Here is a 12,674-nt window from a genome sequence, read left to right on the forward strand (position 1 = left end):
TGATCGTACCGAACATGTTCGTGCGCATCAGCCGTGTCCGCCTGCGCTGCACGGCGTCAGCGCTGGTCGGTGACGCCGTCAAGGACGACGCGGGTTCCTCGGCGCCAGATAGCGCGGGTGTTGAGCGTGTCGCTGATGGTGGTGGTCGGGTCGCCATCGACCAAGAGCAGGTCCGCGCGCAGGCCGGGGGCGATGCGGCCGCGGTCGTCGAGGCCGAACCGGCGGGCCGGGGTGCTGGTGGCCGCACGCAGAGCCTCGACCGGGGTGAGGCCGGCCCGCACGAGGTATTGCAGTTCGTGGTGGACGCTGGCGCCGTGGGCCAGACCGCCGAGAAAGGGCAGGGCTACCGACGCGTCGGTACCGACCAGGATGTCGACTCCGGCATCGTGCAGAGCCTTCACGGAGGCGAGCACATCAGTGAGGCTGCCCTGCGGGTAGTGGCCGAAGCTGGAACGCAGGGTCGTCATCCAGTCGCCGGGCAGCCGGGACGCCACGCGGGGATCATCGGCGAGTTCACCGCCGGTGATACCCATCATCGAAGCGTTGAGGACTACGCACGGCACGACGAACGCGCCGGCGCCGGCGACCAGGGCGACGATCTCGTCGGTGTGCCGGCGGTCCATGAACAGGTGTGCCAGGCCGCCGATCCCGGCCTCGATCGCCATCCGGGTGGCGTCGATGGTCAGCGTGTGAGCGACGGTGAGCATGCCGTGCCGCTTGGCTTCGGCGACGCCCGCGTCAAGGGTTTCCTGGTCGAGCATGGGCAGTCCGGGGTGGCCCTCGACGCTGCCGTCGTCGACCATGAACTTGATGTAATCCGAGCCGGATCCGACCAACTGCGGGATGAACGCCACCGCCTGTTCCGGGGTGGTGGCGAAGGGCATCACCGGCGGCGGGCCGGCCGGGCGCACTCCCGGCCGGGTCGCGCCGGGCGGCGGGCCGGGACGGAAGTCCTCGGGGAACAGTTCGCTGGGATGCCCACCCGGCGGGGTGATCCCGAACCCGGACGAGCGCACGTCGGCGACCGTGTCGTCCTCGCTGATGTGCGCCCGGTTGTGCCGGGTGTTGGTGCCCTGCATCTCCAGCTCGGTCGTCACTCCGAACTGAAGTGCCAGGGCCAGATTCGCCGGGCTGGTGTGCACGTGTGCGTCGATCAGGCCGGGCAGCAGCGTCGCGCCGTTCGCATCGACGATCGCCGCATCCACTGGCGGTTCACCGCCCACCGCAATGATCCGGTCTCCGTCCAGCAGCACGGTCGTTGCGTCGAGAACCGCGGTTCCGTCGAAGATTCGTGCGTTGATGATGGCGGTTGTCATGGTGGTTGACCTTTCGTCCTGCAGGGTTGCACTGGTCGCCGACGGGTCCCAGAGCCCTCCCGCGCCGCAGGGTTGACGAACGCGTTCGTCAAGAACGTACAGTAATACGATCGCGTTCGCAACGAACATGTTCGTCAGGAACCCGCCCGGACCGTCGAAACCAGTTCCCGTTTGCGAGCTTGACAGTTTTCCGGCAGGGCACTCCACAGGAATGAATCACGTCGACAACTGCCGGCCGCCGCCCGCCGTTGAACTGCAGCGTTGGGCACTGTCCGGTTCCGCCGAGTTGCGCTCGCTGCGCGCATCACTGCAGCAGGCCCTCAGCGGGATGCGAACCGCGGGTTGCGACGATCTGGAGGACATCGCCGAACGCGTCGCACTGGTCGCCACCGAGCTGGCCACGAACGCCTTGCAACACGGTCTGCCGCCCACCACCGTACGGCTGCTACATCACGAAGGTCGCCTCGTCCTCGACGTCGCCGACCACAACCCCGGCAACGCCCCCGTCGAGGCCGCGCTGTCCCTGGCCGGAGACCGAAGCCGTGGCCTGCCCATCGTCCGCGCCATGTCCCTGGACGTCGGCTGGTACGCCGAAGACGACGTCAAGCACGTCTGGGCCTCCTTCTCCGTCGAGCCGAAGCCGGTCGCCGTCCGTGGACCGGACCGTTGAGGCCCGGACCTCGGACACCTGACGAACCATCAGCCCGATGTGGTGCTTCGCGGAAGGGCGGGCTCGCAGCCGTGGCAGCAGAGCTAACGGCGGCTCACGGCTGAGCCGGGAGCGGCCGGACGGTGGTCACGCTGTCCGTCAGTTCTCGACGGCGTCGAGGTGCCGGCGCAGCTTGGCCAGGGCCTTGGTGAGCAGCCGGGAGACGTGCATCTGAGAGATGCCGATCTGCTCGGCGATCTGCTGCTGAGTGAGATTGCCGTAGAAGCGCAGGCTGACGATCTTCTGCTCGCGCTCGTCGAGCGTGGACATCGCCGGGCCGAGCGCGATCCGCGTCTCAGCTTCCGCGAAGCCGCTGTCCTCGGCGCCGAGGGTCTCCCCCAGTTCGGTGCCGCCTTCGCTGATCGGGGTGGACAGGCTGGTGGAGTTGTAGGCGCGGGCGCCTTCGAGGCCCTCGATGACCTCGTCCTCGCTGATCTCCAGATACGAGGCGATGTCGGCGACGGTCGGGGCGCGCCCGAGAGTGTGGCTCAGCGTGTTGTTGGCACCGGTGATCGCCAGCCGCAGTTCCTGCAGACGCCGCGGCACCCGTACCGACCAGGTCTTGTCCCGGAAGTGACGCTTGAGCTCACCGACGATGGTCGGGATCGCGAAACCGGCGAAGTCGACGCCACGGTCGGCCTCGAACCGATCGGTGGCTTTGATCAGACCGACGACGGCGACCTGATAGAGATCGTCGCGCGGCTCGCCGCGGTTGGCGTAACGGTTGGACAGGTGCCGGGCCAGGGGCAACCAGGCCTCGATCGCCCGGTCCCGCAGGCCGGCCCGGGACGGATGCCCGGCCGGGAGGGCCGCCATCGCCATGATCAGCTCGCTGGCCCGGTCGGTGCTCGTGGTGGCATCGGCAAGGACAGCGGTGTCAGCGACGACAGTCATGCGGGAACCCCTTTGGTCAGGCACTTCGTCAGGCGCACCGGCTGATCGACGCGATCAGCCACAGCCTGTCGCAGCACTATGTCCCCGCCCGTTAGTCATAAAAAACCACACGATCGGCCATATAAACTGATCCGAATAGTGGTTGCCGAGCAATCCAGCTCGGCCGGTGCCGGTCGTCTGCCGAGTCACCGATTTACCGCGCGAGGTCTTCCCTAAACGGCGCACATGCCCGTCGCGGGGCACAGTCCCGGCCGGATCAGGCGTCGAGGTACCTGAGGACGGCCAGTACGCGCCGGTTGTCGTCGTCGGACGGGGGCATGCCGAGTTTGCTGAAGATGTTGTTGATGTATTTGCTGACCACCTTCTCGGTGATGAACAGCTGGGAGGCGATGGCCGCGTTGGAACGCCCCTCAGCGATGTGCTTGAGCACCTCGTGCTCGCGCGGGGTCAGGCCGGCCAGTGGTTCCCGCCGGGCCAGCAGCTGGCTGACGACCTCCGGGTCGAGGGCCGTCCCGCCCGCGGCGACCTGCTGAACCGCCTGGACGAACTGTTCGACGTCGGAGATCCGTTCCTTGAGCAGGTAGCCGACGCCCCGGCCGCTGTCCGTGAGCAACTCGCGGGCGTAGAGCGGCTCTACATGCTGGGAGAGCACCAGGACCGGTAGCCCGGGAATCGCCGCGCGGGCGGCGATGGCTGCCTTCAAGCCTTCGTCGGTGTAGGTCGGTGGCAGCCGTACATCGATGATGGCCACGTCCGGCCGGTGGTGGAGCAGGGCGGGAAGCAGCGCGGGCCCGTTGTCGACGGCCTCGACCACTTCGAACTCGAATGCCTCGAACAGGCGGGTCAGCCCGTCTCGCAGCAGCGTCAGGTCTTCGGCGATGACAACGCGCACGGTACCTCCATGGTCATGACGGTCGGGCCGGCCGACGGCGAAGAGATCATCATCGTGCCGTCGAAAGCGCCCAGCCGACGTTCGATGCCGTGCAGACCCGTACCGTGGGTGGCGTCTGCGCCGCCGACCCCGTTGTCGCCGACCTCGACGAACAACCGCCCCTCGGCGTGCCGGAGGCGAATCCAGGCCGAGCTGGCCCGGCTGTGCCGCCCGATGTTGGCCAGCGCCTCGGCCACCGCGAAGTAGACCGCCGACTCGATCGGTGTCTCCAGCCGACCCCCGAGGTGCGAGGTCACCTCGACCGGCAACGGCAGATGCAGCGCGAGCGCCTGGACGGCGCCCTCCAGCCCGCGCTCGGCGAGCACCGGCGGGTGGATGCCCCGAACGAGATGCCGCAGGTCGACCAGCGCGGCCGTGTTGGACCTCCGCGCCTCGGCCAGCAGCTTGAGCGCCGCGACCGGATCCCGGAGAACGAGACGTTCGGCAAGCCCGATCGTCATGCCGACCGACACCATCCGCGCCTGCGCACCGTCGTGCAGATCCCGCTCGATGCGCCGCAACTCCGCGGCCTGCGCGCCGATGGCATCGGCTCTGGTCGTGGTCAGATGAGCGACCCTCAAGCGCAACTCAGCCGCTTTGGTCGGGGCGAGGAAGAGCCAGGCGAACAACATGTCGGTCCGGCGCAGCAGTGGGGCCACGCCCAGGCCCACGACGACCAGAATCAGGCCCTGCGGAAACGCCAGCCAGGCCTCCACGAGGGTCGCGGTCGGCCAGAACACGCCATACCCGAACCACACGTCACCCAGGAACAGCCACAGCGGAAGCAGAACAACGCCGACCAGGCCGTACGCCGGGATCGCCACCATGATCACGCCGAGCGTCACCCCGACCACCGCGCCCGGCAGCAACCAGGCCATGTCACGCCAGGTCGCCGGATCGGTGATGATCCACCTGACCCACCGGCGGCTGCCCAACTCGGCCCGATCCGGCGGAGGCCGGTACGGGCGACGGATCGGTACCCCCGCCAAGGTGCCGAGGCGCCGCTCGATGCCGGCCCGCCACCGCACCACGGTGGTGGCGACGTGCAACAGGTCAGCGCCCAGCATCGGCACCGGGGTGAGAACGAGACCGACCAACCAGAACGCGAGCACCGGCCCGTTGAGCAGGCCGAGACCGATCGCCACCACGCCATGCCCGGTCGCGAACAGGCCGGCGCGCAAGCGCTCCCGCAACGACATGCCACCATCCTCTCGCGTCCTCACGGACGGCGCCGAGGCCACGACAAGAGTGTTAACACCCCAACCCGGTGGGGCGCTGATACTCCTGACCGCTCGGTCTTGCGAGACGACACTGAGCAGATGACGGCAACCACACTCCGACGCACTTCACCGACCGGCAGCGACTTCGCGGAACTCAACCGCCGGGTCAACGCTCTCGGCCTGATGCGGCGCCAGCCCGCCTACTACATTCTGCGGCTCGCGCTCGTCGGCCTGCTGGCCGCCGGAGGCTGGGCCGCCTTCTTCATCATCGGCTCCTCCTGGTGGACACTCGCCGTCGCGGTGGTGCTCGCCGTCTCGTTCGCCCAGCTCGGTCTGGTCGCCCACGATCTCGCCCACCGGCAGGTGTTCCGCACCAAGGGCCCGAGCGCGATCGCCGGCCGCATCGCCGGCAACCTCGGCATCGGCATGAGCTACGGCTGGTGGATGGACAAGCACACCCGCCACCACAACAACCCCAACCACGACGACCTCGACCCGGACGTACAGCCGGAGGTGCTGATCTGGGCCACCGAGTCAGCGGTCGGACGCCGCGGACTGGCCGCGTTCGTCACCCGCCACCAGGCCGGCCTCTTCTTTCCGCTGCTGACACTGCTCAGCATCGATCTGAAGATCTCCAGCATCAAGGCGCTACGGGCCGGCACGGTCAAACGCCCGGTCCTGGAGGCCGGGCTGCTCGCCGTTCACGCGGTCGCCTATCTCGGCGCGCTGTTCCTGGTGCTGTCACCGTTGCAGGCGCTGGTCTTCCTGGTGGTGCACCAGGGTCTGTTCGGCGTCTACCTCGGCATGACCTTCGCACCGAACCACAAGGGCATGCCGCATCCCACCGGCGATGAGGACTTCCTGCGCAAACAGGTGCTGACGTCCCGCAACGTCCGCGGCGGATGGTTCGTCGACGTCGCGCTCGGCGGTCTCAACTACCAGATCGAGCATCACCTGTTCCCGGCCATGCCCACCACCAACCTGCGCAAGGTACAGCCGATCGTCCAGCAATACTGCGCGGAGATCGGGGTGCCGTACGAGCAGACCGGGCTGATCGAGTCGTACCGGCAGGCGCTGCGCTACCTGCACGAGGTCGGGGCACCGCTGCGAGACACTCACTGACCGGTATCGATTCCGTCACCCGAGACCGTACAGGAAAGGCGCGCTGATGAATCCGACGACCGAATCCGCCACCCGACTACGACTCGCCGACCCACCCTCCCGCAACACCGTCCTGGACGGGTCCTGGTGGCCTCGTTCCACCGACGTGGCGGCCGAACTCCCCGCGCTGGTTCAAGCCTTGGCCGATCTGCGGGGTGCGATCACGCATGTGCTGCTGAACCCCGCCGAATGGGACCTGCCTCATCCGAGCCGGGCCGCCGGCGGCCGCTCGGCTGCTCGGCTCGGCTGGTACACCTCCCAACCGGCCGGACTGATCACCATCATGAGCGACTTCGGGCGTGACCGCTTCGACCTGCTCGTCATTCCGCCCGACTCGAGTCCGGTCTCGGCCGACACCGCCTCGGCCGCAGCGGTAGACGCCGGCGACAGGCGCCACACTCCGGAACTCCTCGCCGCCCTGAACCACACCGGTTGACCATCGAAGGTCGCGCAGCCGGCCGACTCAGCCGCACGGCCTACCACCCGTTCGCGGTCCGCGCCGAGCCGGCCACCGGTTCCGTCCGCTGACGGATCAGTCGCCGGACACACTGAACGCCATGACGGCTACGTCGTCCTCGACATCCGCCATGTCGGCGAGCAGGTCGGTGAGGGCGCTAACGGCGGCAGCGGCGTCGGTAGGGCCCTGGCTCTCGACGAAATCGCGCAGCGCGTCGTCGCCGAAGCGTTCCCCGTACGGGGCGGTGCGCGCCTCGGTGAGCCCGTCGCTGTAGAGGATCAACGTGTCACCGGGTTCCAGCCGGATCGTGCGGGTCGCCACCCGCGGTTCGGACAGGATGCCGATCAGGGTGCCGCCATCGGTGGTCTGATAGCCGGTGGCGCCGTTCGCCCGGACCAGCAGGGCGGGTGGATGCCCACCGGCGGCGATCGAGGCGGTGTATCCCCGGCCGTCTCGTTCGAGCACACCGAAGATGACGGTGCAATGCCGGTGTCCCAGGGCGCGATAATCCTGGTAGAGCACAGCGTTGAGGTTCGCCAGTACCGCGGCGGGCTCCGGGTCGTAGACGGCGGCGGCTCGCAGCGTGTAGCGGGCGGCGGCGGTCACCGCCGCGGCCCCGATGCCTTTGCCGCGTACGTCGCCGAGGAAGAAACCCCACCGGTCACGACCCAGCGGGAACAGATCGTAGAAGTCGCCACCCACCTCATCGGGCGAAGCCATGTGATAGAGGGCGGAGGTGGCCATGCCGGGCGGAACCGCCAGCGTGGCCGGCAGCAGGCTGCGTTGCAGTCCGGCCACGAGTAGGCGCAGCCGTTCGCGATCGCGATCGGCGCTCTGTCGCGCCCGGAGTAGTTCCTGCTCGTAGGCGCGTCGTTCGCGGGCGTCGAAGACGGTGATGCGGATCAGCATCGGTTCGCCGGTACCGCCGGCCTTGATCACAGAGGTCACCAGGACCGGCAGTGTCGTGCCGTCGGTGGTGAGCATTTCCAGCGCGATGCCGCTGACCTTTGCCTGCATCCGTAGCAGCGGCGCGTAATGCGTCTCATGGTAGAGGCGGCTGCCGGGCGCCAGCAGATCGATGAAACGACGCCGGCCGACCAGATCGTCGCGGGAGTGACCGAGCCAGTCCAGCAGGGTGGCGTTGACCTTGGCGATCGTTCCGTCCAGCAGGGTGGAGAGGAAGCCGCACGGCGCGTTGTCGTAAAGGTCGCCGATGTCGTCCTCCAGCAGCGCCGGAAAGGTGGCGTCCTGCGCCGGACGGCGCAGCGTCGCCGGTAGGTTGTCAGGTGGCCGGCGAGCCGACTCGCTCATGGTCCTGCGATGCCAGCGGTGCGGGGATGAGGTCGCTTCACCATGCGATCTTCGCACCGATCGGGCTTGCGGGCGAACGGCGGTCAGCCGACGACGTCCCGGATCATCGGCGGGTCGGGCGGTCCGGGAGCAACCGCTCCTCGTGGTCCAGCTCGCGTTCCAGGATGCGCAGACCCTCGTCGGGCAACCACCCCGCATCGCGCCAGCGCAGAAACTCTTCACGTTGGGCGTCGAGGGTCACCCGGCGTACGTGCAACGCGGCCTCGTACTGCGGCGAGACCGGCGTTACAGCCGCGTCGTCACTCTCGCGCAGCAGTACGATCCGGTCACGGTAGCGGTTCAGGCGGGCCCGCAGTTGATCGCGCATCGTCTCGATCACCGGGGTGCTGATGTCGTCGTGGTCCTGCTGCTCCAGGTCGTCGAGGGCGGCGAGGGCGGCCTCGACGGACGCCGATCGGGCCTCGTTGCGCAGCCGGGCCTGGTCGTTTTCGTCCGCGCGCAGCCCGAGCCCGCGCACGATCGGGGCGAACGTGAGGCCCTGCCCGACCAGGGTGACGATGACCACGACGAAGACGCAGAACACCAGCAGATCCCGGGCGGGGAACGGGGTCCCGGTCTCGGTGGTCAACGGCAGCGTGAAGATCGCCGCAAGGCTGATCACGCCTCGCGTACCGGCCCAGGTGAGGACGATGACCTCGCGCCCGGTCCAGCGTGCGGGCTCGGCCTCGGTCACCCTGCGCCTGCGCCATCGGACGTGCAGCACATCGGGCACCAACAGGGTCAGGATCAGCCACAACGGCCTCAGCAACAGGACGACTCCCACGGTGATCGCCACCGCGACGACAACGGTGACGGTGTCGTACGCTGCGAGGCCGCGCAGGACCTCCGGTAGCTGTTGACCGATCAGCAGGAACACCAGGCCCTCGAGCAGGAAGTCGACCAGCCGCCAGACCGCGCTCGTCTGGAGCCGGCCCGCGCCGGAGGCCGACCGTGGTGCGTGATGCCCCACGATCAGCCCGGCGACCACCACCGCCAGCACTCCGGAGACGTGAATCCACTCGCCGAGAAGGTAGGCGGCGAACGGCGTGGCCAGTGATACGGCAGTCGCGAGCATCGGGTCACTGCTGAGCGGCCGCGACAACAGGCGTTTCGCGAAGGCGACAGCCGCACCTACGGCGACGCCGCCTGCGGCGGCGACCAGGAACTGGCCGAAGGCGGCCGGCGCGGAGAATCCGTCACCGGTGGCCGCGGCCACCGCCACACTCAGGATCGTGAGAGCGGTGGCGTCATTGAGCAGGCCCTCCCCCTGCACCAGGGTGATGATTCGGGGCGGCAGTCCCACCCTGCGCCCGACCGCCAGCGCTGCCACCGGATCCGGCGGTGCGACCGCCGCACCGACCGCGATCCCGGCGGCCAATGTCGCCCCGGTGACGAACCAGGCGAAGCCCACGCCGATCAGCAGCGCGGTGAGAAGGACCAGGACGACCGACAGGCTCACCACCGTCCGTAGGTTGCGGCGGATCGCGAGCATCGACGAGTCCAGGGCGGCGCTGTAGAGCAACGGCGGCAGGACGAAGGTCAGGATGATGTGTGGATCGAGGGTGACGTTGGGACCGGGCAGCAGGGCGTACCCGATGCCGACGAGCGGCAGCAGCGCGGCTGCGGGTAGCCCGGTCCGGTCGGCGACCCACCGCACCACCGAGACCACCGCGACTGCGGCGAGGACGAAGATCAGAACCGACTCGGCTTCCACCGACTCATCCTTGCCGACCAGCCGATGGACAGAAATCTCGGCCCGTGCAGGGCAAGAACTGTCGGGCCGATATCCCGGAGATTTCGTGCTCTGATCTCCCGGTTGCGGTTTTGATTTCCGTAGACGTTTCCGGGGCTTTTCTTTTCGTGTCGGTTCGACGCAGGTCATCAGCGCGGCGGCGAGGGATTCGGCTTCATCACCAGGACGGCGGTGGCGCCGACGTTTCCGCCCATTTCTCGGCAAGCGGACTCCGCAGCCTTGACGAGAATCAGCGAATGGAGTTCGAAACCACCCGGAGCCAGCGCGGCCTGCAGGCGAAATATTCGCGCGCTCTGATTCGCCAGTTCCCGACGGCGGGGCGACGAATGGACAGCGCCATCACTGCCCGTGGTGCACAGTGAATCCATGTCTGAGGACCGCCTCACCACCGAGATGACGGCATCGCTGGAAAGGCTCCGCAAGGTCAGCGATGATCGCCAAGCAGACCTGCAGGGCCGACAACCCACCGCCGGCGCATCCGACGCCGCAACCCGTCGGGAGGAGGCCGCGGACCTGCGCGACGACGCCCTCGATCAGCGGGCCGAAGCCGCCGACCGCCGTGACGAGAGACAAGCACAGCGGGACGCCGTACTCGACGACCGGCAGACAGCCCTCGATCAGCGAGCACACCTGCTGGACAGACGAGAGAGCGAAGATTGACGGACGGAGAGCAAGGCTTCCGCGTGCTGCGTCGAGGCGGTGAACCCGTGTCCGGCGCGACCGCCCGGCTTCAACAGCTCGGCTACTCGTCGTGATCGGCGAGTCCCTGCGCCGCAGTTCGGGCCGGTGGTGGGGGTAGGGTGTGAGTGTCCATTGACTCAAGCCGCCCTAGTCCTCGGCGTCTACGCTGGGAGGGGGGCGGCCGTGTCGGCATTGACGTGCGGATCGTTCCGGCTCCGCGCAGATGGCCCGGCATCATGACCTCGACTTCTGACGGCGATGGGCGTGGTGCACTCGCCCGGCGTCTCGTCGATGCCCAGCCGGCGGATATGGGTCTGCTGCGGCGGATCTGCTTCGCCGCCGTCGAGGCGTTATCGGCGAGTGGGTCCGGGATCAGCGTGATGACCGCTGACGGGACACGCGGGGTTTCTGCGACATCGGATCCGGTCAGCGAACATGTCGAGGAGCTGCAGTTCATCCTCGGCGAGGGGCCCTGCATCGATGCCTTCGCCGCTCGCCGTCCGGTTCTCGCGGCGGATCTGTCCGATGCTGGTGACCACCGTTGGCCGGTCTACACTCCGGCCGCCCAGGACGCCGGCGTCCGAGCCGTCTTCGCGTTCCCGTTGCAGGTCGGTGCCGCCCGGCTCGGCGTCATGGACGTCTTCCGGGATCGAACTGGACCGATGAGCGGCCCGGAATTGCAGTTGGCGTTCGCGTTCGCTGAGCTCACCGTGAAGGTCCTGCTGGACCTGCAGCAGGGTGAGGTCGCCGCTGACGACGGTGCCACGGTTCTGGATGTCGGGCGCCGGGCTGAACTGTTCCAGGCACAGGGGATGGTCATGATGCAGTTGGGGGTATCCATCGGTGAGGCCCTGGTGCGGATCCGGGCTTACGCCTTCGCCGAGAACCGTCGCCTGGAGGATGTCGCCCACGACATCGTGCAGCGGCGGCTGCGATTGGACGGTTGAGACGGATGAGACGGATGAGTGGCTGTTCGGTTCCGAACTACCGGGAGGCAGGGCATGAGCGGCGTTTCGGCTGAGCGACTGGCGAGCATCTTCGTGGAGGTCGCCGACACGCTGGTCGACGAGTTCGACCTCCTCGAGTTCCTGCACATGCTCACCGACCGGGCCCGCAGCCTGGTGGACGCGGCAGCCGCCGGACTGATGCTGGCCGACGAACGAGGACGGCTGGAGTTCATGGCCGGTTCGGACGAGAACGTACGCCTGATCGAACTGTTCCAGTTGCAGACTGACCAGGGTCCGTGTCTGGAGGCGTACCGAACCGGACTGCCGGTCATCAACGTCGACTTGGCGTCGGCGGCGGGTCGCTGGCCCCACTTCGCGCCCCGCGCGTCGGAGGCGGGCTTCCGGTCCGTGCACGCGTTCCCGTTGCGTCTGCGTTCCGAGGTGATCGGTGCCCTCAACATATTCGGCAGCACCGCCGGCGGTGATTTCGGTGACGCCGATGTGCCGATCATGCAGGCTCTCGCTGACGTGGCGACCATCGGCCTGATGCAGGAACGTGCGATCCGCCGTAGTGAGGCGCTGACCGAACAACTGCAGGGGGCACTGAACAGCCGGATCATCATCGAGCAGGCCAAGGGGGCTCTTGCGCAGGTCCACGAGGTCAGCGTCGACGAGGCGTTCCGCCGGATCCGCGCCTACGCCCGCAACCACAACCGGCGGCTCACCGAGGTCGCCGCACTGGTCGTCACCGATCTGGCGTCACTGCCTGGTCTGAGACGGCCCTGACCGTCACCGGCCGGGGCACCCCGGTCGGCGGGTGAAGCAACGCGGCGAACTCGCGTTGTGCGTACCCCGTTTGCGGCCCTTCGCCGTCCGGCACGGGATCGGAGTGGTTCACCGCCGCCCGCCGCCGGGCGATCCCGACGATCCAGCTCATAGCGTCGATGTCCGGCTGAACGTGACAGCCCGCCAGCCACCACACCTCCAGATAGGTGGCCGCGAGTATCTCGTCCCGCCATTCACTGTCGGACAGGAGTTCTGCCAGCACGGCGCCAACGGCCACCGAAGTCCGCTCGACCAGGGCACGGAACGCAGGCACACTGCCCTGCGAGACCGCTTCGAGCAGCACGGCGTCGCTCGGGTCGCCGTCTCTTTCGGTGGAAGGTGTTCCTTCGGCCGAGCCATCGCCGACGTCCGCCATGGCGCTCCATTTCAACGGCGAGTGGGAGTGCCGCCAAGGTCTGGAGCGACATGC

13 protein-coding genes and 1 pseudogene are annotated in these 12,674 nt (G+C 68.1%); 7 read left to right on the forward strand and 7 right to left on the reverse strand.

All coding sequences use genetic code 11. The annotated features are described in order from the left end of the window. Positions 1–56: 56 nt before the first annotated feature. Positions 57–1,523, reverse strand: coding sequence for an amidohydrolase family protein (locus EP757_RS09765; RefSeq protein WP_232050444.1), 1,467 nt, complete (start codon positions 1,521–1,523; stop codon positions 57–59). Positions 1,524–1,527: 4 nt separating this feature from the next. Between EP757_RS09765 and EP757_RS09770 the strand changes: the two genes are divergently transcribed. Further along, positions 1,528–1,986: an ATP-binding protein gene (locus EP757_RS09770; RefSeq protein ID WP_127544062.1), complete on the forward strand. Its 459-nt coding sequence runs from the start codon at positions 1,528–1,530 to the stop codon at positions 1,984–1,986. A gap of 138 nt (positions 1,987–2,124) precedes the next feature. Here the strand turns inward: EP757_RS09770 and EP757_RS09775 are convergent, their stop codons facing one another. The 3 genes from EP757_RS09775 to EP757_RS09785 form a co-directional block, all read right to left on the reverse strand. Further along, the gene (locus EP757_RS09775) at positions 2,125–2,919 is read right to left on the reverse strand and encodes a SigB/SigF/SigG family RNA polymerase sigma factor (RefSeq protein WP_127544064.1); all 795 of its coding nucleotides are present in this window, start codon (positions 2,917–2,919) and stop codon (positions 2,125–2,127) included. Between the two features lie 256 nt (positions 2,920–3,175). Then, positions 3,176–3,811 carry a response regulator transcription factor gene (locus tag EP757_RS09780; RefSeq protein ID WP_127544066.1) on the reverse strand — a complete coding sequence of 212 codons (636 nt, stop codon included), beginning with the start codon at positions 3,809–3,811 and terminating at the stop codon, positions 3,176–3,178. Continuing rightward, positions 3,784–5,049 carry a sensor domain-containing protein gene (locus EP757_RS09785; RefSeq protein ID WP_127544068.1) on the reverse strand — a complete coding sequence of 422 codons (1,266 nt, stop codon included), beginning with the start codon at positions 5,047–5,049 and terminating at the stop codon, positions 3,784–3,786. The genes EP757_RS09780 and EP757_RS09785 overlap by 28 nt, the downstream gene beginning before the upstream one ends. Before the next feature lie 120 nt (positions 5,050–5,169). Between EP757_RS09785 and EP757_RS09790 the strand changes: the two genes are divergently transcribed. Together EP757_RS09790 and EP757_RS09795 are read left to right on the forward strand one after the other, a co-directional pair. Next, entirely contained in the window at positions 5,170–6,192 is a 1,023-nt protein-coding gene (locus EP757_RS09790) for an acyl-CoA desaturase (protein ID WP_127544070.1), read from the forward strand. A gap of 46 nt (positions 6,193–6,238) precedes the next feature. Next, complete coding sequence (locus EP757_RS09795; protein WP_127544072.1) at positions 6,239–6,667, forward strand: DUF5994 family protein; 429 nt, start codon at positions 6,239–6,241, stop codon at positions 6,665–6,667. Between the two features lie 96 nt (positions 6,668–6,763). On the opposite strand, the gene EP757_RS09800 is transcribed toward EP757_RS09795, so the two are convergent. Continuing rightward, complete coding sequence (locus EP757_RS09800; protein WP_127544074.1) at positions 6,764–7,999, reverse strand: PP2C family protein-serine/threonine phosphatase; 1,236 nt, start codon at positions 7,997–7,999, stop codon at positions 6,764–6,766. A 103-nt stretch (positions 8,000–8,102) separates the two neighbouring features. Continuing rightward, positions 8,103–9,752: a Na+/H+ antiporter gene (locus tag EP757_RS09805; protein WP_127544076.1), complete on the reverse strand. Its 1,650-nt coding sequence runs from the start codon at positions 9,750–9,752 to the stop codon at positions 8,103–8,105. A 180-nt stretch (positions 9,753–9,932) separates the two neighbouring features. Here EP757_RS09805 and EP757_RS09810 point away from each other — a divergent pair. From EP757_RS09810 to EP757_RS09825, 4 genes and pseudogenes are all read left to right on the forward strand, one after another. Next, a pseudogene (locus EP757_RS09810) lies at positions 9,933–10,087 on the forward strand (cold-shock protein); the annotation flags it as partial. A gap of 70 nt (positions 10,088–10,157) precedes the next feature. Beyond that, complete coding sequence (locus EP757_RS09815; protein ID WP_127544078.1) at positions 10,158–10,451, forward strand: hypothetical protein; 294 nt, start codon at positions 10,158–10,160, stop codon at positions 10,449–10,451. 257 nt (positions 10,452–10,708) lie between these two features. Continuing rightward, the gene (locus tag EP757_RS09820; protein WP_127544080.1) at positions 10,709–11,419 is read left to right on the forward strand and encodes a GAF and ANTAR domain-containing protein; all 711 of its coding nucleotides are present in this window, start codon (positions 10,709–10,711) and stop codon (positions 11,417–11,419) included. Positions 11,420–11,473: 54 nt separating this feature from the next. Continuing rightward, on the forward strand, positions 11,474–12,205 hold the full coding sequence (locus EP757_RS09825; RefSeq protein WP_127544082.1) for a GAF and ANTAR domain-containing protein: 732 nt from the start codon (positions 11,474–11,476) through the stop codon (positions 12,203–12,205). Here EP757_RS09825 and EP757_RS09830 read toward each other — a convergent pair. After that, positions 12,165–12,620, reverse strand: a complete 456-nt coding sequence (locus EP757_RS09830; protein WP_127544084.1) for an RNA polymerase sigma factor — start codon at positions 12,618–12,620, stop codon at positions 12,165–12,167. The two genes, EP757_RS09825 and EP757_RS09830, sit on opposite strands and share 41 nt — an antisense overlap. Positions 12,621–12,674 lie beyond the last annotated feature (54 nt).

The organism is Actinoplanes sp. OR16 (assembly GCF_004001265.1).
Lineage (GTDB): Bacteria > Actinomycetota > Actinomycetes > Mycobacteriales > Micromonosporaceae > Actinoplanes.